Source organism: Streptomyces sp. NPDC126510 (genome assembly GCF_040302345.1).
GTDB lineage: Bacteria > Actinomycetota > Actinomycetes > Streptomycetales > Streptomycetaceae > Streptomyces.
In genome coordinates this window covers 220,471-243,870 of the sequence record NZ_JBEORR010000007.1, presented here as the reverse complement: position 1 = coordinate 243,870, position 23,400 = coordinate 220,471, and the positions used below count along the sequence as shown (strand labels likewise).

Below are 23,400 nucleotides of genomic sequence, written 5' to 3'. Positions count from 1 at the left end.
CCTGTTCCGGGGCGGCCGACCTCTTTTCCTCCCCTGTGCGCCACCGTGTTCGGCGGTCAGCCCTGTGTGAGGGGTGCGGGCTCGGCGCGGTGGATTCCCCGCGGGCGGTAGCCCAGGACGTCGGCCAGGCCGAGCACGTCAGCGAGCAGCCAGATGATCGCCAGCCACATCTCCGTGCCCTGCAGGCCCGGTTCACGGCCCGGCCCGGAGCCGTCTGGGGCGGGGCCGAAACCGAAGCCCCGGTCGTCGTGCCATCGGCGCAGGGCGGCCGTGAGCCGGTCCGCCGCCCAGGAGCGGGTCTCTTCCGAGCGGTGGCCGCTCTGCCGGGCGCAGAGCCACAGAGGGTGGATCACGTCCAGGACGTTGCAGGCGTTCTCGCGGCCGGGCGCGAAGTAGCGGGGGTCGCGGGCGTGGTCGAGAACGGTGTCGATCACGCGCTCCGGGTACGGCACGGGCAGAGCGAACTGGGCGAAGGAACCGCGGGTGAGCCGGTAGTAGCCGTTGACCATCTGCAGGCGTCCGGCCTCCCGGGTGGGTGAGCCCCACATCCCGGTCCACGGGTCCGCGTGGGTGTGCAGCCAGCCGAACAGTGCCTCCAGTGCGCCCGGTGCGGCCGCGTCGCCCCCCGTGCGGCGGTTCCAGTGCGCGGCGGTGGCCCAGGAGTCGACCCACGCCCCGGCGTGCCAGGCACGGTCGGACCAGGGCAGTGCGCCGAGCTGCGCCACCAGCCTGTCGGCCGTCGTGGACCGCACCGCGTGGACCGGGTGGGCGAAGGAACTGCCGAGCAGGTCCAGCGCGTATCCGACGCACAGCACGTGGTATGCCGCGGCGCCGTCGTCCTCCGGCAGCCCGGCCGGGCCGGGCGGCGGGGGCGCCGCGCCGTACTCGGGGACCAGGCCGGTGGCGGGGTCCTGCAACGCCCGGAGCCGCTCCACGTGTGTGGCGGCGGGCAGTTGCGGCGGTACGTCCCCGAGCAGCAGGTCGGCGATCTCGACGGCGTCGCAGTGGGCCCGTACGGTCGGCTCGGCGCCGGGCCGGTCGACGTAGCGGCCGGTGTCCGGGCGCCAGGAGCGCTCCAGCAGGGCGCTCGCCTGCGCTCGGGCGGTTTGGGCGAAGGCCGAGAGCGCTTCGGCGAGGGCGTCCTGCTCGGCGAGCCACCCCGCCCCTGCTGAAGCACCGGCTGCGGCGGATCGCCCCGCCCCTCCTGAAGCGATGGCTCCGGCAGCCCGCCCCACCCCGCCCGGAGCACCCACTCCGGCAGCCCGTCCCGCTTCCGCGTCGGCCCCGGTCGGCCGCCGCGTCCCGTCCGGGGCGGCTTCGCCGCCGGGCGGCCGCCTCGCCGCGCGCGGCTCGCGCCGGTCCCTGATCCGGCGGGCCGGGTTGCCCGCCGCGACCGTCCAGGCGGGCAGGTCCTTCGTCACGACCGCTCCGGCGCCGATGACGCAGTGGTCGCCGATCGTGACACCGTCCACGACGATCACCTGCGAGCCGATCCACACGTCGTCGCCGACCGTGATCCCCCGGCTGGTGACCGGCTGCCGATGGACCGGCAGGTCCGGCGCGGAGCCGTGGTTGAAGCCGAGCAGCGAGCTGTGGGCGCCGATGCGCACCCCGTCCCCGAGTGTCACGGTGCCGCGCACCACCGTGAAGGGATTGATCGTGCAGTCGGCGCCCGTGCGTACGGTGTGGGTGACGTAGGCGTGGGCCGCGATGTACGAGCGGTCTCCCAGGTGCAGGACGTCCGGGTGCACGGCCGCCGTCCCGGCCACGAAGCAGCCCTCGCCCAGGAGCACCTCCCCGGGGCCCGCGAGCAGCCGCTCGTGCCGCTCCTCCTGTGCCGCGCGCCGCTCGTCGGAGGCCTGCTCGGAGAAGAGCCAGGGGCAGTGGTCGAAGAGGCTGTCGTCGTGGGACGGCTGGTGCACGTGATCCTCCGAGGGGCCGCGAGCGGGCGTCTGCCCTTGTGCCAAGCTGTGCCCCATGCCGATCTCCGCGAACCGGGACCGTGCCGCTCCCCCGGGCTCCCCGGCCCTCCTGTTCGCCCTTCCGGCTGTCCTCTTCGCGCTGATCACCTGGCAGGTCGTCGCGGACGGCCCGCTCGTCCTTCTCGACGAACGCCTCAGCCGCGTCCTCGTGGACCCGGACCGCTGCTCCGAGCTCCTCGCCGACCTGGGCAACGTCCAGGTCGCGGTCCCGGTCCTCGCCGTCGCGCTCGGGTACGCCGCCGTACGTCACCGTCGCGCCGGCGCGGACCGCTGGTGGCTGCCCGTCGCCGCCGCGGTCCTGCTCATGGCCCTGGTCCCGGCGCTGGTCGTCCCGCTGAAGGAACTCACGGCCCGCCCCGGCACCCCGGCCGTCCCGCCCGGAACCGGCTACTACCCCTCGGGCCACACCGCCACCGCCGCCGTCGCCTACGGCTCGGCGACCCTGCTCCTGCTCCCCTGGCTCCGCACCACCCCGGCCCGCCGCGCCCTGGTCGCCCTCTGCCTCGCCCTGGTCCTCGGCGCGAGCTACGGCCTGGTCCGCCGCGGCTACCACTGGCCACTCGACGTGGTGGGCAGTTGGTGCCTGGGCACCGTGCTGCTGTCGGCGCTGTGGCTGTTCGTCCGGACGGTGACGACGCCCGGCCGGTCTCAACCACCGGTGCCCTGACCGTCGTTCTCCGTCGCCAGGGCCGCCGCCGCCTCGTGCATCGCCAGTTCGAGCAGTGCCGGGTCCGTCAGCATCCCCGAGCCGTCCGGCGGGACCAGCCAGCGGACGCCGCCGGGCGAGGAGCGGCCCGGGTAGGGCACGACGATCCAGGTGCCTGCGCCCGCCGTGCGGATGCCCGTGCCGAGCCAGCGGGCCGCGGTGCCCGGCGGCACGAAGAACCCCATGCGGGCGTCGCCGAAGTCGACGAGCACGGGGCCCGGCCGGTCCAGGACCCGGGTGAGCACGTCGAGCGTGGCGTACCCGAGTTCGCCGGGCAGGATGAGCACGTCCCAGGCACTGCCGGCGGGCAGCAGCGCGACGCCGAGCGGGTTGCGCTCCCACTCCCAGCGGCAGGCCTCGGGATCGGGTGCGACGGATGCGAGCCACTCGAGCGCCGTCTTCGCACCGGTCATCGGAAAGACCCCCTTCTCTCTCGCGAACCTCACGGACGCGCGGGGCGTCAGCGAGGGCATCACGAGGGAGAAGGGGGTGTCCCCCCGGCCATTACGCGGGTTCCGGTACCTCGTTGGAGTGAACCGGATCACACCCGGTCGATCAGCTGTCGAATCCCAGCCCCAACCGGTCCATCGTGCGCAGCCACAGGTTGCGGCGGCCGCCCTGGGCGTCCGCGCGGGCCAGTGACCACTTGGTGAGGGCGATGCCCGTCCAGGCGAACGGCTCGGGCGGGAAGGGCAGGGGCTTCTTGCGGACCATCTCCAGTTCCGTGCGCTCGGTGCGCTCCCCGCTCAGCAGGTCCAGCATCACCTCGGCGCCGAAGCGGGTCGCGCCGACCCCGAGGCCGGTGTACCCGGCCGCGTAGGCCACCTTGCCCTGGTGGGCGGTGCCGAAGAACGCCGAGAAGCGGGAGCAGGTGTCGATCGCGCCGCCCCACGCGTGGCTGAAGCGGACGCCCTCCAGCTGCGGGAAGCAGGTGAAGAAGTGACCGGCGAGCTTGGCGTAGGTCTCGGGGCGGTCGTCGTACTCGGCGCGCACCCGGCCGCCGTACGGGTAGATCGCGTCGTAGCCGCCCCACAGGATCCGGTGGTCGGCGGACAGCCGGAAGTAGTGGAACTGGTTGGCGCTGTCGCCCAGGCCCTGACGGTTCTTCCAGCCGATCGAGTCGAGCTGCCCTGCGGTGAGCGGCTCGGTCATCAGGGCGTAGTCGTAGACCGGCACGGTGTACGAGCGGACGCGTCTGACCAGGTTCGGGAAGATGTTGGTCCCGAGGGCGACCTGGCGGGCGCGGATCCGGCCGTAGGGGGTGCGGACGGCCATGCCCGCACCGTAGGGCTTCAGGGTCAGGGCGGGGGTGTTCTCGTAGACGCGCACGCCGAGCTCCCGGCAGGCGCGCTTCAGGCCCCAGGCCAGCCTGGCCGGGTTCAGCATGGCGACGCCCCTGCGGTCCCACAGTCCGGCCTGGAAGGTGGGTGAGTTCACCTGTTCCCGTACGGCGTCGGCGTCCAGGAACTCGACGCCCTCGGCCAGCCCCCGGCGGGACGTCTCCTCGTACCACTCGCGCAGTTCGCGCGCCTGGTACGCCTCGGTGGCGACGTCGATCTCACCGGTGCGTTCGAAGTCGCAGTCGAGGGAGTGCCGGGCGACGGCGGCCTCGATGGCGTCGAGGTTGCGGTCGCCCAGCTCCTGGAGCTTGTGGATCTCGTCGGGCCAGCGGGCGAGGCCGTTGGGCAGGCCGTGGGTGAGGGAGGCGGCGCAGAATCCGCCGTTGCGGCCGGAGGCGGCCCAGCCCGCCTCGCGGCCCTCCACCAGCACCACGTCCCGCTGCGGGTCGCGCTCCTTGGCGATCAGCGCCGTCCACAGTCCGCTGTAGCCGCCGCCGACGACCAGCAGGTCGCAGGTCTCGGAGGTGGTGAGGGCGGGTTCGGGACGGGGCCGCCCGGGGTCGTCCAGCCAGTACGGGACCGGCTGGGCGTCGGAAAGCGAACGGGTCCACTGATTCATGGCGCTCGGGGCCATGATGTCAACTCCCTACGGTTATGCCTTTGGTCTGCTGCGACGGTTTCCGGCGAGCATGGAAATCAGGACGAACAGTACGGCGACGACGAACATGGTCGTGCCGATGACATTGATCTGAACGGGCGTTCCGCGCTGCGCCGATCCCCACACGAACATGGGGAAGGTGACGGTCGAGCCCGCGTTGAAATTGGTGATGATGAAATCGTCGAAGGAGAGGGCGAAAGCGAGCAGCGCGCCCGCCGCTATTCCGGGTGCCGCGATCGGCAGCGTGACCCGGACGAAGGTCTGGAACGGGCCCGCGTACAGATCCCGTGCCGCCTCCTCGAGCTTCGGGTCCATCGACATCACCCGGGCCTTGACGGCCGTGACCACGAAACTCAGGCAGAACATGATGTGGGCGATGAGGATCGTCCAGAAGCCCAGCTGGGCGCCCATGTTGAGGAACAGGGTGAGCAGCGAGGCGGCCATGACGACCTCGGGCATCGCCATCGGCAGGAAGATCAGCGAGTTCACGGCGCCGCGGGCGCGGAACCGGTAACGCACCAGGGCGAAGGCGATCAGGGTGCCGAGGAGGGTGGCGCCGAGGGTTGCCCACAGGGCGATCTGGAGGCTGAGGGACAGCGATCCGCACAGTCCGGAGACCCCGCACGGGTCCTTCCAGGCGTCCAGGGAGAACTGCTGCCATTCGTAGTTGAAGCGCCCCTTCGGTTTGTTGAAGGAGAACACCGTCACGACGACGTTCGGCAGGAGCAGATAGCCGAGGGTCAGCAGTCCCGCCAGGACGACGAGATTTCTCTTGAGCCAGTTGACGAAGGGCATTTAGACCAGATCCTCCGTCCCCGACTTGCGGATGTAGAGGGTGACCATGAGCAGGATGGCCGCCATGAGGATGAAGGAGAGCGCCGCGGCCGTCGGATAGTCGAGGACTCTCAGGAACTGCGTCTGGATGACGTTTCCGACCATGCGGGTGTCGGTGGAGCCGAGCAGATCGGCGTTCACGTAGTCACCGGCCGCCGGGATGAAGGTCAGCAGCGTGCCGGAGACGACGCCCGGCATCGACAGCGGGAAGGTGACCTTGCGGAAGGTGGTCGAGGGACGGGCGTACAGGTCCCCCGCCGCCTCGTGGAGCCGGCCGTCGATGCGCTCCAGCGAGGTGTACAGCGGCAGGATCATGAACGGCAGGAAGTTGTACGTCAGACCGCACACCACCGCGAGCGGGGTGGCCAGGACGCGGTCGCCGGCGGTCATGCCGAGCCAGTCGGTGACGTCCAGGACGTGCAGCGTGTTCAGCGCGCCCACGACCGGGCCGCCGTCCGCGAGGATCGTCTTCCAGGCGAGGGTGCGGATCAGGAAGCTGGTGAAGAACGGCGCGATCACCAGGATCATGATCAGGTTCTTCCAGCGGCCCGCGCGGAAGGCGATCAGGTACGCCAGCGGGTAGCCGAGCAGCAGGCACAGGATCGTCGCCGTGCCCGCGTAGAGCACGGAGCGGACGAACTGCGGCCAGTACGCGGACAGCGCGTCCCAGTAGGTGGCGAAGTGCCAGGTGACCTTGTAACCCTCCTCCAGGGAGCCCGTCTGCACGGACGTGGAGGCCTGGTAGATCATCGGCAGCGCGAAGAAGACGACCAGCCAGAGGATGCCGGGCAGCAGCAGCCAGTACGGCGTCATCCGGCCCCGGCGCTTTCGCGGCTTCGGTTCGGGCGCTTGGGGGGCGAGCGGCGGTGGCGCCTCGGTGAGTGTGCTCATCAGGCCGCCTCTTCCACTCCGGCGGAGCCCTCTAGTCCATCAAGCACGGACTGGGCGGCGTCCAGGCCGAAGGTGTGGGCCGGGTTCCAGTGCAGGACGACCTCGGCGCCGGGCACCAGACGCGGATCGCGGTCGATGTTCTGGGCGTAGACCTCGAAGTCGGAGCAGACCGGGCTGTCGACGACGTACTGCGTCGAGACGCCGATGAAGCTGGAGTCGGCGATCCGGCCGGTGATGCGGTTGCGGCCCTCGGCTATCTCACCGGCGTCGTCCGCGTGAGTGAGGGAGATTTTCTCGGGGCGCACCCCTACCAGCACCTTGCCGCCCGTGCCCGCGGGCGCCGAACATCGCGCCTCGGGCAGGACGAGCTTGCCGCCGCCCGCCTTCAGCACGATCTCGTCGCCGCTCTTCGAGTCGACCTCGGCCTCGATGAAGTTCGAGGTGCCGAGGAAGTTGGCGACGAACGTGGTGCGCGGGTTCTCGTAGAGTTCCGTGGGCGCGCCCAGTTGCTCGACGCGGCCCGCGTTCATCACGGCGACCGTGTCGGCCATGGTCATGGCCTCCTCCTGGTCGTGCGTGACGTGGATGAAGGTGATGCCGACCTCGGTCTGGATGCGCTTGAGTTCCAGCTGCATCTGGCGGCGCAGCTTCAGGTCGAGGGCGCCGAGCGGCTCGTCGAGCAGGAGCACCTTGGGGTGGTTGATCAGCGCGCGGGCCACGGCGACGCGCTGCTGCTGGCCGCCGGAGAGCTGGTGCGGCTTCTTGCGGGCCTGCTCGCCGAGCTGGACGAGGTCGAGCATCTCCTCGACCTGCTTCTTCACCGACTTGAGGCCCCGCCGGCGCAGGCCGAAGGCGACGTTCTCGAAGATGTCGAGGTGCGGGAAGAGGGCGTAGGACTGGAAGACCGTGTTCACCGGCCGCTTGTACGGCGGGAGCGCGGTCACGTCCTGGTCGCCCAGGAAGACGGTGCCGGCGGAAGGTTCCTCCAGTCCGGCGATCATGCGCAGGGTGGTGGTCTTGCCGCAGCCGGAGGCGCCGAGCAGGGCGAAGAAGGAGCCCTGCGGCACGGTCAGGTCGAGCGGGTGGACGGCGGTGAAGGAGCCGTAGGTCTTGGCGATGCCCGTGAGGCGGACGTCGCCGCTGGGGTCGGTCTTGTTCGTCATGGTGGTCACGCCCCCGTCAGCTTCGCGAACTTCGCTTCGAACTCGGTCTCTTCCTTCGAGCTCAGCGAGCGGAAGGCATGGGACTTGGCGGCCATGGCCTTGTCGGGAATGATCAGCGGGTTGTTCGCCGCGTCCTCGTCGATCTTCTCCAGCTCGGCCTTCACGCCGTCGACCGGGCACACGTAGTTGATGTAGGCGGCGAGTTCGGCGGCCGGCTTCGGCTCGTAGTAGAAGTCGATGAGCCGCTCGGCGTTGGTCTTGTGCCGGGCCTTGTTGGGGATCAGCAGGTTGTCGGTCGACGTCACGTAGCCGCTGTCCGGGATGAGGAAGTCGATGTCGGGGCTGTCCGCCTTGAGCTGGACGACGTCACCGGCCCAGGCGACACAGGCCGCGAAGTCGCCGCTGGTCAGGTCCGAGGTGTAGTCGTTGCCGGTGAAGCGGCGGATCTGGCCCTTGTCGACGGCCTTCTGCAGGCGGGCGATGGCGGCGTCGTAGTCGTCGGCGGTGAAGTCCGCCGGGTCCTTGCCCATGTCGAGCAGCGTCATGCCGATGCTGTCGCGCATCTCCGACAGGAAGCCGACCCGGCCCTTGAGCTTGGGGTTGTCCAGCAGGTCGGATATCGACTTCACCTCGACACCGTCGAGGGCCTTCTTGTTGTACGCGATGACGGTCGAGATGCCCTGCCAGACGTACGAGTAGGCGCGGCCCGGGTCCCAGTCGGGGCTGCGGAACTGGGCCGACAGGTTGGCGTAGGCGTGCGGCAGGTTGCTCGGGTCGAGCTTCTGTACCCAGCCGAGGCGGATGAGGCGGGCGGCCAGCCAGTCGGTGAGGACGATCAGGTCGCGGCCGGTGTCCTGGCCCGCGGCGAGCTGCGGCTTGATCTTGCCGAAGAACTCGTTGTTGTCGTTGATGTCCTCGCTGTACTTGACCTTGATTCCGGTGCGCTTGGCGAACTGGTCCAGCGTCGGGTGGTGCTTGCCGCTGTCGTCGACGTCCATGTACTCGGTCCAGTTGGAGAAGTTCACCGTCTTCTCCTTCGCCGAGTGGTCCTCGGCGGAGACACCGCCCTTCGACTGGCCGGCGGCGGGGATGCCGCAGGCGCTCAGCGTGCCGAGTCCGCCGGCCGCGAGCGTCCCGCCCGCCGAGGCGCGCAGCAGGGACCGCCGGGTGAGGGAGGCCCTGCCGTTGGTCAAACTGCGCCTCATGGCGGCCCTTTGGGCCGCGGACAGGCGGTCGGGCTCGTACTGCTCCATGCGCGTGGTGCCCTTTCGGAGGGTGGACGGCCGTTGGTCAGGCGGCCTGCAAACGGCTATCGATCCCCGAACACGGTGCGGTGCCAGTCCTTCGCGGCCACCGCGGTGTTGTCGAACATGACGTGCTTGATCTGGGTGTACTCCTCGAACGAGTACGCGGACATGTCCTTGCCGTAGCCGGAGGACTTGTGGCCGCCGTGCGGCATCTCGCTGATGATCGGGATGTGGTCGTTGATCCAGACGCAACCGGCCTTGATCTCGCGGGTGGCGCGGTTCGCGCGGTACACGTCCCGGCTCCAGGCGGAGGCGGCCAGACCGTACGGGGTGTCGTTGGCCAGCGCCAGGCCCTCGTCGTCGGTGTCGAAGGGCAGCACGACCAGGACCGGGCCGAAGATCTCCGACTGGACGACCTCGCTGTCCTGGGCGGCGTCCGCGATCAGGGTGGGCCGGTAGTAGGCACCCTTGGCGAGTTCGCCACCGGGTGCCTCGCCGCCGGTGACCACGCGCGCGTAGGCCCGTGCCCGGTCGACGAACCCGGCCACCCGGTCCCGCTGCACGTGCGAGATCAGCGGGCCGAGGTCGGTGCCGGCGGCGAAGGGGTCACCGAGCCGGACCGTCTCCATGAGCGCCGCGGTCCGCTCCACGAAGGCCTCGTACAGCGGCCGCTGCACGTACGCGCGCGTGGCGGCCGTGCAGTCCTGCCCGGTGTTGATGAGGGAGCCCGCGACCGCGCCGTGGGCGGCGGCCTCCAGGTCGGCGTCGTCGAAGACCACGAAGGGCGCCTTGCCGCCGAGCTCCAGGTGGAGGCGCTTGACGGTGGCGGTGGCGACCTCGGCGACGCGCTTGCCGACGGCGGTGGAGCCCGTGAAGGACGTCATGGCCACGTCGGGGTGGCCGACGAGGTGCTCTCCGGCCTCCCGGCCGGTGCCGGTGACGATGTTGATCACACCGTCCGGGATCCCGGCGTCAGTGGCCGCCTGGGCGAAGAGCAGCGAGGTCAGCGGGGTGAGCTCGGCGGGCTTCAGGACGATGGTGTTGCCCGCGGCGATCGCCGGGAGGATCTTCCAGGCGGCCATCTGGAGGGGGTAGTTCCAGGGCGCGATCGACCCGACGACCCCGATGGGCTCGCGCCGGACGTACGAGGTGTGGTCGCCGGAGTACTCACCGGCGGACTGTCCCTGCAGATGCCGTGCGGCACCGGCGAAGAAGGCCGTGTTGTCGATGGTGCCCGGTACGTCGAACTCGCGGGTCAGCTTCAGCGGCTTACCGCACTGGAGCGACTCGGCGCGGGCGAAGTCCTCCGCCCGGTCGGCGAGGACCGCGGCGAACCGGTGCAGGGCGTCGGACCGCTCGCCGGGGGTGGTCCCGGCCCAACCGGGGAAGGCCGCGCGGGCGGCGGCGACGGCCCGGTCGACGTCGGCCGGGCCCGCCAGCTCGTAGGTGAGGACCTCCTCGCCCGACGCCGGGTCGACGACCGCGTGCGTGCGGCCGGAGGTGCCCCTGGTCAGACGGCCCGCGATGTACTGCGCGCCCTCTGCGAAGCGTTCCTCGGCCGGAAATCGGTCCGGGGTGGCAATGCCCGGGTTGTGCATGTCGCTCTCCTCCGTGTCCCCTGGTGGGGCCGGCGTGGCTCAGGCTCGATTTGAGTGCCGATCCTGACAGAGGTATGCCACTCCAACAAGTGATTCCGTTGTTGATTTTTGGTTACGCGACGGAATCTGTCGACCAGGTGTCGAGTTCACCGCGAAAAGGCAGGACGCTGTGTCAGTGGTGCGTGCCACACTCGCGTGCATGGAGAAGATCACGGGGGCGGTCGGTTCGCGGGAGGCCCTGATCAGGGCGGTCAGCGAAGGGGCCAGGATCAAGTACCTGCACTTCTGGGGGCACCGGCCGCGGCCGGACGGCCGGATCGGGGCGAGCTGTCTGAGCCAGTGGTGGCCGGCGCCGTTCACGGTCGACGGCGTGGCCTACGCGACGGCCGAGCACTGGATGATGGCGGGCAAGGCGCGGCTCTTCGAGGACGCGGCGGCGGAGCGTGCCGTGCTGGCCGCGGAGCATCCCGCCCAGGCGAAGAAGGCAGGGCGGCTGGTACGCGGCTTCGACGAGGCCACCTGGGCGCGGGAGCGGTTCCGGATCGTCGTGGAGGGCAGCGTCCACAAGTTCGCCGCGCATCCCGAGCTGCTGGGGTATTTGCTGGGCACGGGCGACCGGGTGCTGGTGGAGGCGAGTCCCGTGGACCGGGTGTGGGGCATCGGGCTGGCCGCGGACGACGAGGCTGCGGCCGATCCGCAGCGGTGGCGGGGGCCCAATCTGCTGGGGTTCGCGCTGATGGAAGCGCGGGAGCGGCTGCGGGCGGCCGGAGCATGAGTGAGGGGCCGGTCCCGGTGACCGGCCCCCCTCCCGACTCCGCGGTCCCCGTCAGGCCGCCGGCCCCGGGGACCGGCCCCGCCTGCGCGTTCCGTTCAGGATGCCGCGCCGAGCCCGCCCATGATGCTGGCGAACAGCAGGAAGCCCAGCAGCGGCAGGATCACGGTGGCGATGATGCCGCAGACCAGCCCCGCGGTGGCCGCGCCCTTGTTGGTGGCCTCACCGCGGGTGGCCCTGCCGCGGCCGATGGCCCCGAAGATGATCGCGAGGATGCCCAGGATCACGCCGAAGAACCACATGATGAACGTCACGCTGCACACCACGCCGATGATGCCCAGCACCAGTCCCGTGGTCCCCATGCCGTTGCTCGGCTGCGCGGGCATCCCGTAGCCGGGCGCCTGCGGGTAGCCCACGGGCGGCGCGGCCGGGTAGCCGGGGCCGCCCTGGGGGTAGCCGTAGCCCGGGGCCGCGGGGGGCTGCTGCGGATAGCCGTAGCCGGGTGTGCCGGGGGGCTGCTGCGGGGGCTGGGCCGGTGGGCCGAAACCACCCGGGGGTGGGTTGGTGTGAGACATGGACGATCTCCCCTCGTTGTCAGACCAGGGCATCGTAGTGGCCAAGTCGGCCGCGCAGAGCCCGAGTTTCAGCGGTGGGACGGGGCGGTGGCCACCGGGCCGAGGGTGCCGTAGGACGAGTTGTCGTCGTAGCTGTCACTGTTGATCGCGGCCGTGATACCGACGGCGATCAGGACGATCACGGTGATGCCCAGGATGATCCCGATGATGCCCATGATCAGACCGGCCTGAGCCTGCCCGTGGTTCGTGGCCACCCCGGCCTCGGCACGCTTGCGGCCCTTGATGCCGAAGACGACGGCGAGGACGCCGGTGATCAGGGAGACCACGCCGTAGAGGCAGAAGAGGGTGCAGGAGACGATGCCGAGCACCATCGCGGCGATACCCAGGCCGTTCTGGGGGGCCGGGGGCATTCCGGGCCAGCCGTAGCCGGACTGGGTGTACCCGGACTGGGTGTACCCGGACTGCGGGTAGCCGGGGTAGCCGTAGCCACCGGACGCTCCGGGGCCGGTGGGGGCCACGGGCGGGGGCGGGACGGCACCGGTGCCGGACGGGTCGTACTGCGGCGTGCCGGTGGGCGGGGTGAAGCCCGGCATGGAGGTGACCGTGGCCTGGTCGTGGACGGACGGCGGCTGCGGCGTCTGGTTCTTGTCGAGCGAGGGCGTGCTCTCCGGCGGCGCCCACGGGTCGTGGCTGCCTCCGTCGGGCTGCGTCGCGTCCGTCATCGTGCGGTCCCCCCTGGGTCGATCGTCCCGTCATGCTACGGGGCCGCTCGGTGCGTGCCACCCCGCGGGTGCGTCGAACCCCCTCGCGCCCTCGCGGGGAGCCGCCCCTCCACCTGCCCGGCGCCCCCGGAAGGGGCGTTGCGACCACCGCCTACGATGAATCCGAGTCATCGATCAGCCGATCACCCGCGCCCGCCCGCCTCGCGCAGGCGAGGGCGCCGTTCCGGGGAGGAACCCTTGACCGAGCATCTTGTCGACCCCCGCGCCCCACGCGGCCTGAAGGCCTTCATCGCCGAGCTGCCCAAGGCCGAACTGCACGTCCACCACGTGGGATCCGCCTCCCCCCGGATCGTCTCCGAACTGGCCGCGCGGCACCCCGACTCGAAGGTGCCGACCGATCCCGAGGCCCTGGTCGACTACTTCACGTTCACCGACTTCGCGCACTTCATCGACGTGTACCTGTCGGTCGTCGACCTGATCCGCACCCCCGAGGACGTCCGGCTGCTGACGTACGAGGTGGCCCGGGACCTGGCCCGGCAGCAGGTGCGGTACGCCGAGCTGACCATCACCCCCTTCTCGTCCACCCGGCGCGGCATCGACGAGCGGGCTTTCATGGACGCGATCGAGGACGCCCGCAAGGCCGCCGAGTCCGAGTTCGGGACCGTACTGCGCTGGTGCTTCGACATCCCCGGCGAGGCGGGCCTGGAGGCCGCCGAGGAGACGACCCGGCTCGCCACCGACGACCGGCTGCGCCCGGAGGGCCTGGTCTCCTTCGGTCTCGGCGGGCCCGAGGTGGGCGTGGAACGGCCGCAGTTCAAGCCGTACTTCGACCGGGCGATCGCCGCCGGGCTGCACTCCGTACCGCACGCCGGTGAGACGACCGGCCCGCAGACGGTGTGGGACGCGCTGACCCACCTGCGGGCCGAGCGCATCGGGCACGGCACCAGCTCCGCGCAGGACCCGAAGCTGCTCGCGCACCTCGCCGAGCACCGGATCCCGCTGGAGGTGTGCCCGACCTCCAACATCGCCACGCGCGCGGTGCGCACCCTCGACGAGCACCCGATCAAGGAGTTCGTGCGCGCCGGGGTCGTCGTCACCGTCAACTCCGACGACCCGCCGATGTTCGGCACCGACCTCGACAACGAGTACGCGGTCGCCGCCCGGCTGCTGGACCTCGACGAACGGGGCCTGGCCGAGCTGGCGAAGAACGCCGTCGAGGTGTCCTTCCTGGACGCGGCGGGCAAGGCCCGGATCGCCCGCGAGATCGACACCTACACCGCGCAGTGGCTCGGCCGGTGACGCCCGCCCCGGTCGCCGTGGCCCACCGGGGTGACCCCTACCACGTCCGCGAGAACACCGTCGCGTCGCTGCGTTCCGCGCTGCGCCGGGGCGCGGACGCGGTGGAGATCGACGTACGGCTCACCCGGGACGGTGTGCCGGTGCTGCTGCACGACGCGACGCTGAAGCGGCTCTGGGAGCACGAGCGGCCCCTGCGCGCGCTGTCCTCCGAGGAGGTGCGCGGGCTGACCGGCGGCGGGGTGCCGACCCTGGCCGAGGCGCTGGGCGCGACCGACGGGCACCGGGTGATGATCGACCTGCCCGGGTCGCCCGATGTGCGTGCGGTGCACAGGATCATGGGCGCCGTGGCGGACGCCGGGGCGGCGGAGCGCGTCTACTACTGCGCGGGCGCCGACGCCATGCTCGCCGTGCGCACGGCGGATCAGGCCGCGGAGATCGCCCTCACGTGGACGACACTGGCCCCGCCCCGGCCGGTGCTGCTGGAGGCGATCCGCCCGCGCTGGCTCAACTACCGCTTCTCGCTGGTGGACCGGCCCCTCGTTGAGCGCGTGCACCGCGAAGGCCGTCTGCTGTCCGTCTGGACCCCCGACACCCGCCGCTCCATGCGCCGGCTGCTGGAGGCCGGCGTGGACTCGATCACGACGAACCGCGTCGACGTGCTGTGCGCTACACGCGCGAGCGCTGCGCCACCGTCGCCGGATCGGCCGGGGTCGCGCGCGTGACGTACTGCGGCACCGGCGCGCTGTCCGTGCCGGTGTCGCGGACGAGCCCGTAGCGGATGGCGCCCTGGGGCGGGCCCTGGTCGATGTCCTCGACGACGGCGTCCCGGTTCGTCGGGAAGACGATGAGGCCGTAGTCGCAGCCCCGTTCGTTCTGGGTGAGGGTGACGGTGCCGTCGAGGTAGAAGTACTCGTTCTGCCACATCTGCTGGGTGCCGGGCGGGAGGACGGCGTAGCCGATGGCGGGCCCGCCCATGCCGGTGGCGTAGCCGTCCGGGGCGCCGGGCAGCGGATCGTCCATCCGCCGCGAGCCGCCGGACGCCACGTGGAACAGCCTGCCCTTCAGGCCGGTCCAGGACGGCATGACCAGCGCGCCGGGCCGGGACTTGGGCGAGATCTGCCAGCGGACCAGGACGTAGCCCCGGCCGGTGAGGGTCACGCGGTCGCCGCGGTGCTGCATGACGGCCTTCGGGCCGCCGGTGCTGGTGACACCGGACTCGGGGCGGCGCGGCAGGGCGGCGGGCCGGGTGTTCGGGTCGGGGGCGCGGTCGACGGCGTCGACGACCGTGCCGTACGGGTCGGACTTGTCTCGCACCGCCTTCTCCTTCCTCGGCGAGGGCGAGGCTTCGGGGGTGGCGGGCGGGGCCGAGGGGCGCTGAGGCAGGGAGGTCGCCGTGGCCGTGGGGGTGACCGCGGCGCGGGGCTGCGGGGCGTCCGGTGGCTGGCCGACGACGTAGGCGCCGCCCGCGACGATCGTGGCTCCCGCGGTCATCGCGACGGCCGGCTTGCTGAGCGCGCCGAGCAGCTTGGCGGACCAGCCGACGGAGGTGGCGGCCGCCGCGGTCTTGCCGCCGAGGGCGAGCGACAGGGTGAATCCTGCGGGCAGCGGGACGAGGGCGAGGCCGACCAGGAGGCGTTCGGCCGGGACGACGGCCTCGCGCGTGCCGCCGCAGTAGCCGCAGCCGCGGATGTGCCGGGCCAGCCGCTTGCGCCACACCGAGTCGGGCCGGCCGTTCCAGCGGCCGGTCACCTCGCGCAGTTCGGGGCAGGCGCCGTCGAGGGCACGGACGATGCCGCGCGAGGTCTCCAAGCGTTCCTTCATCCGCTGCACGCGCACGGCGGCGTGCTGCCGGGTGACGCCGACGGCGGCGGCCAGTTCGCGCCGGGTCAGTTCGCCCGCGACCTCCAGCCACCACAGCGACAGCAGGTGCCGGTCCTCCTCGTCGAGCCACCGGACCGCCTCGGCGACCTCGCGCCGCTGCCCCTCCAGCTGGAGTCGCAGCACGGTCAGCTCGGCGAAGTCGGAGGCCGCCGCCTCCTCCAGCCGGTCCGGGGCCTTCCGCCGGGCCCGGTCGCGGATCTGCCGCATGGCGATCGCCACCAGCCAGGACCGGAAGCTGTCCGGATCGCGCAGCGAACCGAGGTTGCCGACCGCGCGCAGCATGGTCTCCTGCACGACGTCGTCGACGTCGGCGTGCCCGTTCAGGGCCCGGCCCACGATGTTGTAGACCAGCGGCAGCCAGCCCGTGACCAGCTCGTCCAGCGCCCGCCGGTCACCGGCCTGGGCCGCCGTGACGACGGCGCGCCAATGCTGACTGTCCACGATGGCCTCTCGACGCCCGGGTTCACCGATGTTCCGCACGCACCCTCTCAGCCGGTCCCGGGGTCCCCGCCATGTCCGGGATCACAGGGTGGAGACGGTGTGCGGGGCGGGCGATAACACTTTTTGCGGCCGGCGCCCGTCGATCGCGATCGGGGCGCGGGCCGTCAGTCCCCGTTCAGCGCCTGCCCGAGCTCGGCCCGCCGCCGGATGCCCAGCTTCTTGTACGTGCTGGTCAGATGGGTCTCCACGGTGCGCCGGGCGAGGTGGAGGAGGCCTGCGATCTCCGTGTTCGTGCGGCCCTCGGCGGCCAGGCGGGCGATGCGCAGCTCGCTGCCGGTGAGGGACCCGGAGCCGGTGCGGGCGGTGGTGGCGCGGCGGGCCCCGCCTTCCCGCAGGGCCTCCTCCGCGAGCGTCCGCAGCCGGACCGCGCCCAGGCGTTCGGCGTGCCGGGCCGCTGTCCGCAGACATTCCCGGGCCCGGGCGCGTTCCCCGGCGGCGGTCAGCTGCCGGCCCCGCGCGAGCAGCGCGGCCACCAGCTCGCCCCGCGCGGCGGCCGGGGCGTCCGTGAGGAGGCCCACCGCCTCCTCGGCCAGGCGCAGCCCGCGGCGGCCGCCGGTGACCGTGCCGAGCACCCTCAGGGCGCGGCCGACCGTGCGGGGTGTGCCCCACACCCGGGCCAGGCGCAGCTCCTCCTCGGCCAGGGCGAGGGCCTCCCGGGTGCTGCCGAGGGCCAGCCGGCACTCGGCGGCGGCGGAGCGCCACGGGGTGACGACCGGGCTGACCACGTCACGTGCGGTCTGGCGGCGACCGCACTCCAGGAAGTCGTGCAGCGCCCCGGCCGTGTCACCCGCCGCGGCCCGCTGCGACCCCCGCGCGTACAGGAACCGGTTCAGCTCCCAGTTGTCGGGGGCCTCGCGCAGGTCGAAGCCGTCGGCGAGGCGCCTGGCCTCCTCCGTGCGGCCGGTCTCCACCAGGGCGATCAGGGTGGTGGCGTGCACGTTGGAGGGCCCGTGGGCGGGCCCGGGCCGTTCGGCGGGCAGCAGCGCGTACTGGCCCCGCGCGGCGGCGATGTCGGCCCGGGTGTTGAGCAGGGCCGCGTGCATCGGGTGCAGCAGATCGGGGCGCTGACCGGCCAGTCCGCGATCCACCAGACGGTCGGCCTCGTCGAGTTCGTCGGCCCACTGGGCGACCGCGGCGGCCGTCCCCAGCAGGAAGGGCTCGGTCAGCGGGTGGGCCGGCTCGGTGAGCAGGTTCCGCATCCGCCGCATCGCGTCGTCCGCCGAGGTCAGTGCGGCCGTGGCGGCGTACCGCACGAGCAGCGCCCGGGCCGCGGGGCCGACGAGTTCCGGCGCCTGCTCGGCGGTGTCGCACAGGCGGCGGTACACATCCCGGCGGACCGTCTGGTCCTGGTCGGACAGCAGGGCGGACGCGGTCTGCAGGGCGGCTCCCAGATCGGGGTGCCCGGTCAGCTGGCCGTCCACCGAGCGCAGCACCTCCACGGCGGCCCGGGTCCGGCCACGCCCGGCCAGGGCGGTGCCGAGGGCCACGGCGGCACGCACCCGGTCCTGCGGCGTGCCGTGCAGCCGCAGCGCCTCGGTGAGGCGGGTCATCCCGGTCGAGGGCTCCCGGCCGGCGCACTCCAGCGAACCCAGCTCAGTCAGGATCCGCTGCCGGTGGTCCTCCGGGAGCGGCTCCTGAAGGGCCCGGCGCAGAAACACGACGGCCTGGTCCGAGCGGCCGTCGCGCAGGGCGCGGGTGGTGGCGTCCCGCAGCACGGCCGGGGCCCAGGAGGTGCCCACGGGGCCGGACCGCAGGAGCTGCCTGGCCACCGCCGAGGCGGGGGCGCCGCGGTGCAGCATCGCCTGGGCGGCGGCCCGGTGCACCGCGCGCCGCCGGGCGTCGGGGACGCCCGTGAGGACGGCGTCCCGCAGCAGCGGATGGGCGTAACGGGGGTGGCCGTCCGGGCGTAGGCGCAGGATGCCGAGCCCGGTCATCGCCGTGAGCCAGCCCGCCACCCGGGCAGGGTCGGCACCGGCGAGCTCGGCGAGCAGCCCGGCCAGGAGCTCTCCGGGACCGCCGCCGTCGAATCCGGACCTCCCACCGGCCGGTCCGAGGCCGCGACCGGCACCCGCCGACCCGAGCCCGCCACCGGGCGATTCGAGGCCGTCACCGGGCGGCTCGAGCCCGTCACCGGGCAGTTCGAGCCCGCCACCGGACAGGCCGCGACCGGCACCCGCCAACCCGAGCCCGCCACCGGGCGGTTCGAGGCCGTCACCGGGCGGCTCGAGCCCGCCACCGGCCGGCCCAAGCCCGCCACCGGCCGGTCCAAGCCCGGCACCCGCCGACCCGAGCCCGCCACCGGCCAGTTCGCGACCGACCCCCGCCGGTCCGACCCGGCCATCGGACGGGCCGAACCAGCCACCCGGCCCAGGACTTCCACCCACCAACCCGACCTCGCCATCGGACGGCCCCAGCCAGCCACCCAGCCCAGAACCTCCACCCACCAACCCGACCTCGCCGCCAGCTGGTTCGAGACCGCCACCGGCCGGCCCCGCCGTGTCGTCGCCGTCTTCGAGTACGGCCAGCACCCGGGCGACCTCGGCCGTGGCGGTTCCCGCGCTGTCCAGCCACCACCGCACGGCGGCCGGGTAGGAGCCGGGGTAGAGGGCGGCGGACGTCTCGGGGAAGCGCGGGTAGGGGGTGGGGACGTCGTCGGCGGGCAGGTGACCGCGGGTGCCCGGCACGTCCGCCGGGGCGCTTCCTGCGAGTGCGGGAGCCGCTCCGAGATCGTCGAGGAGGGCCCGCAGCAGCAGGGGGTTGCCGGCACCGGCCCGGGCGCAGGTCTCGATCCACTCGGCGGGAGCGTCCGGGTGCTCGGCGCGCACCAGACGGGCCGCCGCGTCCGCGGTGAGCGGGGCCAGGGTGTGGGTGTCGACGAGGGCGGGCGAGAGGGTGTGGGTGAAGCCGGGGGCGGGCGGGTCGATGTCGTACTGGCTGCGTTCGGTGACGGCCAGCAGGACGGGCAGGGGTAATCGGCCGACGTGCCGGGCCGCCTCGACGAGCCAGCGGTACGAGGGTCCGTCGGCCAGGTGGACGTCGTCCACGGCGAGCAGTGTCGGGGAGTCGCCGGCGTGCGCGTGCAGGGACCGCCACAGCAGGTCGGCCTGCTCCCGTTCGTCGCCGTCCGGATCAGGTCTCTCGAACGCGGCGACCCGGTCCAGGAGTTGGTACACCGCGGCGAAGGGCCCGGCCGCGGCCCCCGGTGCGCAGCGGGCGCGCAGCACCCGCAGGCCCTGAGCGGCGGCTGCTTCGGCGGCGGCCTCCAGGACGCTGGTCCGGCCGGTGCCGGTCGCACCGCGCAGCAGTACGAGGCCGCCCGTGCCGGACCGTGCGCGGGCGATGCCGGCGGCCAGCAGGGCGGCCGCCTCCCGGTGTTCGCCGGGCCGGTCGTCGGGGCGCGGCTGACCGGACTCTGGGTGCTCGCGCTGCGGATCGGGCATTCCTGGCTCCTTGGTCGGCATGGCGTCTTCCCCGTCGAGGACGGACTGTGCCCGGGGGCGGTGCCGTGACGAGAAACACGGCGGCGGGATCCGGCCCCGGATCGACCGGACGGGCCGTCATGTCCCCTTCTGCGGGCGACCCTTCGTGGTCCCCGCCGTCCGCCGATCTCGTGGTCCCCTTCGTGGTCCTCCACGATTGCGCCGGGCCCACTCGTCCCAGAAGGCTGGAGCGTGCACATCGGTCACCGGCCCCACGCAGGTGGCCCGCACACGGACACAGGGGAATCGGTTGCTCAGCTCATCGCGGACCACAGGCCCCGGCACGGCCGGCACGACGGCCCGGATACCCGTGGCGGTGCATGCCGCGGACCCGATCTCACGCGAGGGGGCGGTCAGCCAGCTGCGCCGGTTTCCGGAGATCGACCTGCGGGAGGAGACCGGATCCGGTCCCGGCACGGTGGCCCTGCTCATCGACGACGTACTCGACGACACGGCGCTGGCCCGGCTGCGCCGGCTCGTGCGCAGCGAGGGCGCGCGGGCGGTGCTCGTGGTGGGTGCCCTGCGGGAGACCGAACTGCTCGACGTGATCGAGTGCGGGGTCGGTGCCATCGTGTGGCGGCGTGAGGCCACCGCGACCCGGCTGGTGCAGGCCGTGCTAGCGGCCGCCCGCGGCGACGGCGACCTGCCCGCCGACCTGCTCGGCCGGCTCATCAACCAGGTGGGCACCCTGCACCGCGGGGCCGCCGGACGCACCGGCGCTCCGGTCTCGGGACTGACACCGCGTGAGGTGGACGTGCTGCGCCTGGTGGCCGAGGGGTTCGACACCGGTGAGATCGCCAGCAAGCTGTCCTACTCCGAACGCACCGTCAAGAACGTGATGCACGGGCTGACCACCCGGCTGCACCTGCGCAACCGGGCGCACGCCGTGGCGCATGCCCTGCGGGAAGGCTACATCTGACCGAACGGACATCCGGATCCGCCCCCGCGGGCAGCGCTTTCTGCCCCGGAGCCGTCCCGGGCGTCCCTGCGGGCCCGGGTGTCGCCCGGGGCAGGATCGAGCCGGGGCGGCAGGTGACACGCCGGACGTGCGGGGCAGGGCGAAAGCGGGAGCGCAGCGGTGATCCACGAGGTGGACGAGGTCCTCAAGGGCCTGCTCAGCGGCGGCGCGCTCGCCGGTTCCGGCATCGACATCGCCCTCGACGCCCCGACCCGCGACTGGGCCGCCCGCCGCAACGCGCCCACGATCAACGCCTACCTCTACGACATCCGTGAGGACGTCAACCGCCGCCAGCGCGGACAGCTCCCGGTCCGGGACGAGCGGGACATCGTCGTCAAGCGCCGTCAGCCGCCGCGCTGGTTCCGGCTCTCGTACCTGGTGACGGCGTGGACGAAGCAGCCCCAGGACGAACACCGGCTGCTGTCCGCCGTACTGGCGACACTGATACCGCGCGAGTTGCTGCCGCCCTCCGAACTGCCTGGATCGCTGGCCGCGTTGGGCATGACGATCCCGGTGTCGGTGGCCGGCATCCAGACCGAGTCGCGGTCCCTCGCGGAGATCTGGTCCGCGCTCGGCGGCGAACTGAAGCCGTCCCTGGACCTGGTGGTCACGGCGCCTTTCCCGGCCTACCCCGAGTACGACGCCGGGCCGCCCGTCACCGAGGGTGCCGCTGTGCGGATGAGTGCCCTGGACGGCACGCCGCCAGGCACGGAGGAACGCGCGCACAGTCCCCGGCAGGTGGCGGCGGCCGAGGAGGCCCGCAGGAGGGCTCGGCGCATCGCGGGACGCGGACGGAAACCCGTGACGTGACCACCCGGAACGCCGAGACGGCCGCCGCCGCGCTCCTCGCCCGTCTCGCCGCGCTGCGGCACCAGGCCGCCCTGCTGGTCGAGCACCGGTCGGCCGACGACCCCACGGCCGGGGACCCGCTGCGCGGCCTGTACCTGTCGGACGAGGCCGTACGGCATCTGCTGCGCCCGGCCGAGCCGTTGCCGCTCACCTGCCCCGACCCGGACGGGCCGCCCGGGGACCGGCTGGCCGAGCTGTCCGCCCGGCTCGGTCTGACCGAGCTCGACAGCGCGCTGCTCCTGATCGCCCTCGCGCCCGACCTGGACCGCGGGTTCGAGCCGCTGTACGGCTATCTCAACGACGACGTCAGCAGGCGGCGGGCCACCGTGGCGCTCGCCCTCGACCTGTGCGGCGTCCCCGTCCACCTGGCCGGGGCGCGGGCCCGGCTGCGTCCCACGGCCCCGCTGGCCGCCCTCGGGCTGCTCACCGTCGAGGAGCCGGAACGGCCCTTCCTCAGCCGCTCGTTGCGGGTACCGGACCGGCTCGTGGCGCATCTGCTCGGGGACGACACCCCCGACACGGCACTCGCCGGGCACCTTCATCCGCTGCCGCACACGCTCCCCGGCGACGACGAGGAGTCCGCCCGCTTCACCGGCCTGCTCGCCGCCCGCCTCACCACCGGGGCACCGCCCCTGACCGCGTACGTCCGGGAGCGCCGCGAGGGGGACGCCCTCCCCTGTGTCACCAGCGCGCTGCGGGACGCGGGGCGCACGGCCGTACGGTTCTCGGGCCCCGAGGACGGGGTCCCCGATCTGCTGCGCGAGGCCCGGCTGAGCGGCCTCACGGTCGTCGTCACCGGGCTGCCGGACGAACCCGGTTCCCTGGTCCGGCAGTTGGCCGCGGCGGAGGACGTGCCCGTACTGGTCACCGGGACGCGGCCGTACGACCCCCGGTGGTGCGAGCGGGACCCGCTCGTCCTGGAGGCCCCGCCGCGGCGCGCGGGCGCGGTGCACGCCTGGTCGGCCGCCCTCGGCGGGGAAGGGGAGTTCGACCTGGCCGCAACCGTCGCCCCGTACCGCCTCGCCGGCGACCACATCACCCGTGCCGCCCGCGCGGCCCGGGACCTCGCCGCGTTCGAGGGTGTGCCGCTCTCCCCCGCCCATCTGCGCCTCGCCGCCCGCCGGCAGTCCGCCTCCGGCCTGGAGCGGCACGCCCGGCGGATCCGGCCCGCCGTCGACTGGCGGGACCTCGTCCTGCCCGAAGGGCCCCTGACCCAGCTGCGGGAACTGTCCCTGCGGGCCCGGCACCGCGACCGGGTCCTCGGCGACTGGCGGCTCAGCGCGGGCGGCGGCCGGGGCCGCGGTGTCCTCGGCCTGTTCGCGGGTGACTCGGGCACCGGCAAGACGCTCTCGGCGGAGGTGGTCGCGGCCGATCTCGGCCTCGACCTGTACGTCGTCCAGCTGTCGTCCGTGGTCGACAAGTACGTCGGCGAGACCGAGAAGAACCTCGAGCGCATCTTCACCGAGGCCGACCGCACCGACGCGGTGCTCCTCTTCGACGAGGCCGACGCCGTCTTCGGCAAGCGGTCCGAGGTGAAGGGCGCGCACGACCGGTACGCCAACCTGGAGAGCTCCTACCTGCTCCAGCGGCTGGAGTCCTTCGACGGCATCGCGCTGCTCACCACCAACCTGCGCGCCAACATCGACGAGGCGTTCACCCGGCGCCTGGACCTGGTGGTCGACTTCCCGTTCCCGGACCCGGGGCAGCGCCTGGCGCTGTGGCGGCACAGCCTGTCGCACGTGCCCGGCGCGGGCGGCGTCGAACTGGGTTCGCTGGCCGAGGACTTCGAACTGGCGGGCGGCTCCATCCGCAGCGCCGTGGTGACCGCCGCGTATCTGGCCGCGGGGCGCGGGGGGAACGTCACGGCGGGCGACCTCCTGGAGGGCGCCCGCCGTGAGTACCGCAAGGCCGGCCGCCTGGTGCCGGGGGAAGGCACCTGGTAGCC

19 protein-coding genes are annotated in these 23,400 nt (G+C 72.9%); 7 read left to right on the top strand and 12 right to left on the bottom strand.

The annotated features are described in order from the left end of the window. Positions 1-56 precede the first annotated feature (56 nt). Positions 57-1,979 carry an acyltransferase gene (locus ABTX60_RS12160; protein ID WP_502992311.1) on the bottom strand — a complete coding sequence of 641 codons (1,923 nt, stop codon included), beginning with the start codon at positions 1,977-1,979 and terminating at the stop codon, positions 57-59. Between ABTX60_RS12160 and ABTX60_RS12155 the strand changes: the two genes are divergently transcribed. After that, on the top strand, positions 1,978-2,649 hold the full coding sequence (locus tag ABTX60_RS12155; RefSeq protein WP_352096971.1) for a phosphatase PAP2 family protein: 672 nt from the start codon (positions 1,978-1,980) through the stop codon (positions 2,647-2,649). The two genes, ABTX60_RS12160 and ABTX60_RS12155, sit on opposite strands and share 2 nt — an antisense overlap. Here ABTX60_RS12155 and ABTX60_RS12150 read toward each other — a convergent pair. The 7 genes from ABTX60_RS12150 to ABTX60_RS12120 all read right to left on the bottom strand — a co-directional run bounded on the left by ABTX60_RS12150 (position 2,631) and on the right by ABTX60_RS12120 (position 10,419). Further along, positions 2,631-3,101 (bottom strand): hypothetical protein, encoded by a 471-nt coding sequence (locus ABTX60_RS12150; RefSeq protein ID WP_352096970.1) that lies wholly within the window; start codon positions 3,099-3,101, stop codon positions 2,631-2,633. The genes ABTX60_RS12155 and ABTX60_RS12150 overlap by 19 nt on opposite strands. Before the next feature lie 142 nt (positions 3,102-3,243). Beyond that, entirely contained in the window at positions 3,244-4,662 is a 1,419-nt protein-coding gene (locus ABTX60_RS12145) for an NAD(P)/FAD-dependent oxidoreductase (protein WP_352096969.1), read from the bottom strand. Between the two features lie 18 nt (positions 4,663-4,680). Continuing rightward, a complete protein-coding gene (locus tag ABTX60_RS12140) occupies positions 4,681-5,481 on the bottom strand; it encodes an ABC transporter permease (RefSeq protein ID WP_352096968.1) in 801 nt (266 codons plus the stop codon). Beyond that, on the bottom strand, positions 5,482-6,411 hold the full coding sequence (locus tag ABTX60_RS12135; RefSeq protein WP_352096967.1) for an ABC transporter permease: 930 nt from the start codon (positions 6,409-6,411) through the stop codon (positions 5,482-5,484). It lies immediately after the preceding gene. Beyond that, entirely contained in the window at positions 6,411-7,574 is a 1,164-nt protein-coding gene (locus ABTX60_RS12130) for an ABC transporter ATP-binding protein (protein WP_352097036.1), read from the bottom strand. The genes ABTX60_RS12135 and ABTX60_RS12130 overlap by 1 nt, the downstream gene beginning before the upstream one ends. Positions 7,575-7,579: 5 nt before the next feature. Further along, positions 7,580-8,827 carry a polyamine ABC transporter substrate-binding protein gene (locus tag ABTX60_RS12125; protein WP_352096966.1) on the bottom strand — a complete coding sequence of 416 codons (1,248 nt, stop codon included), beginning with the start codon at positions 8,825-8,827 and terminating at the stop codon, positions 7,580-7,582. Positions 8,828-8,883: 56 nt separating this feature from the next. After that, entirely contained in the window at positions 8,884-10,419 is a 1,536-nt protein-coding gene (locus ABTX60_RS12120; protein WP_352096965.1) for a gamma-aminobutyraldehyde dehydrogenase, read from the bottom strand. Positions 10,420-10,618: 199 nt separating this feature from the next. Between ABTX60_RS12120 and ybiA the strand changes: the two genes are divergently transcribed. Beyond that, a complete protein-coding gene (gene ybiA, locus ABTX60_RS12115) occupies positions 10,619-11,194 on the top strand; it encodes a riboflavin biosynthesis intermediates N-glycosidase (protein WP_352096964.1) in 576 nt (191 codons plus the stop codon). A gap of 95 nt (positions 11,195-11,289) precedes the next feature. Here the strand turns inward: ybiA and ABTX60_RS12110 are convergent, their stop codons facing one another. After that, positions 11,290-11,766 (bottom strand): DUF4190 domain-containing protein, encoded by a 477-nt coding sequence (locus ABTX60_RS12110; RefSeq protein ID WP_352096963.1) that lies wholly within the window; start codon positions 11,764-11,766, stop codon positions 11,290-11,292. Positions 11,767-11,834: 68 nt separating this feature from the next. Further along, a complete protein-coding gene (locus ABTX60_RS12105; RefSeq protein ID WP_352096962.1) occupies positions 11,835-12,488 on the bottom strand; it encodes a DUF4190 domain-containing protein in 654 nt (217 codons plus the stop codon). 237 nt (positions 12,489-12,725) lie between these two features. Between ABTX60_RS12105 and ABTX60_RS12100 the strand changes: the two genes are divergently transcribed. Then, positions 12,726-13,787, top strand: a complete 1,062-nt coding sequence (locus tag ABTX60_RS12100; protein WP_502992310.1) for an adenosine deaminase — start codon at positions 12,726-12,728, stop codon at positions 13,785-13,787. Next, positions 13,784-14,509 carry a glycerophosphodiester phosphodiesterase gene (locus ABTX60_RS12095; protein ID WP_352096960.1) on the top strand — a complete coding sequence of 242 codons (726 nt, stop codon included), beginning with the start codon at positions 13,784-13,786 and terminating at the stop codon, positions 14,507-14,509. The genes ABTX60_RS12100 and ABTX60_RS12095 overlap by 4 nt, the downstream gene beginning before the upstream one ends. On the opposite strand, the gene ABTX60_RS12090 is transcribed toward ABTX60_RS12095, so the two are convergent. Together ABTX60_RS12090 and ABTX60_RS12085 are read right to left on the bottom strand one after the other, a co-directional pair. Further along, the gene (locus tag ABTX60_RS12090; RefSeq protein ID WP_352096959.1) at positions 14,454-16,109 is read right to left on the bottom strand and encodes a sigma-70 family RNA polymerase sigma factor; all 1,656 of its coding nucleotides are present in this window, start codon (positions 16,107-16,109) and stop codon (positions 14,454-14,456) included. The two genes, ABTX60_RS12095 and ABTX60_RS12090, sit on opposite strands and share 56 nt — an antisense overlap. A 164-nt stretch (positions 16,110-16,273) precedes the next feature. Then, positions 16,274-19,609 carry a helix-turn-helix transcriptional regulator gene (locus ABTX60_RS12085; protein WP_352096958.1) on the bottom strand — a complete coding sequence of 1,112 codons (3,336 nt, stop codon included), beginning with the start codon at positions 19,607-19,609 and terminating at the stop codon, positions 16,274-16,276. Between the two features lie 289 nt (positions 19,610-19,898). Here ABTX60_RS12085 and ABTX60_RS12080 point away from each other — a divergent pair, with 289 nt between their 5' ends. The 3 genes from ABTX60_RS12080 (at position 19,899) to ABTX60_RS12070 (ending at position 23,398) form a co-directional block, all read left to right on the top strand. Continuing rightward, entirely contained in the window at positions 19,899-20,567 is a 669-nt protein-coding gene (locus ABTX60_RS12080) for a helix-turn-helix transcriptional regulator (RefSeq protein WP_352096957.1), read from the top strand. Positions 20,568-20,726: 159 nt separating this feature from the next. Continuing rightward, entirely contained in the window at positions 20,727-21,416 is a 690-nt protein-coding gene (locus tag ABTX60_RS12075) for a Pvc16 family protein (RefSeq protein ID WP_352096956.1), read from the top strand. Next, on the top strand, positions 21,413-23,398 hold the full coding sequence (locus ABTX60_RS12070) for an ATP-binding protein (RefSeq protein WP_352096955.1): 1,986 nt from the start codon (positions 21,413-21,415) through the stop codon (positions 23,396-23,398). The genes ABTX60_RS12075 and ABTX60_RS12070 overlap by 4 nt, the downstream gene beginning before the upstream one ends. Positions 23,399-23,400: the final 2 nt, after the last annotated feature.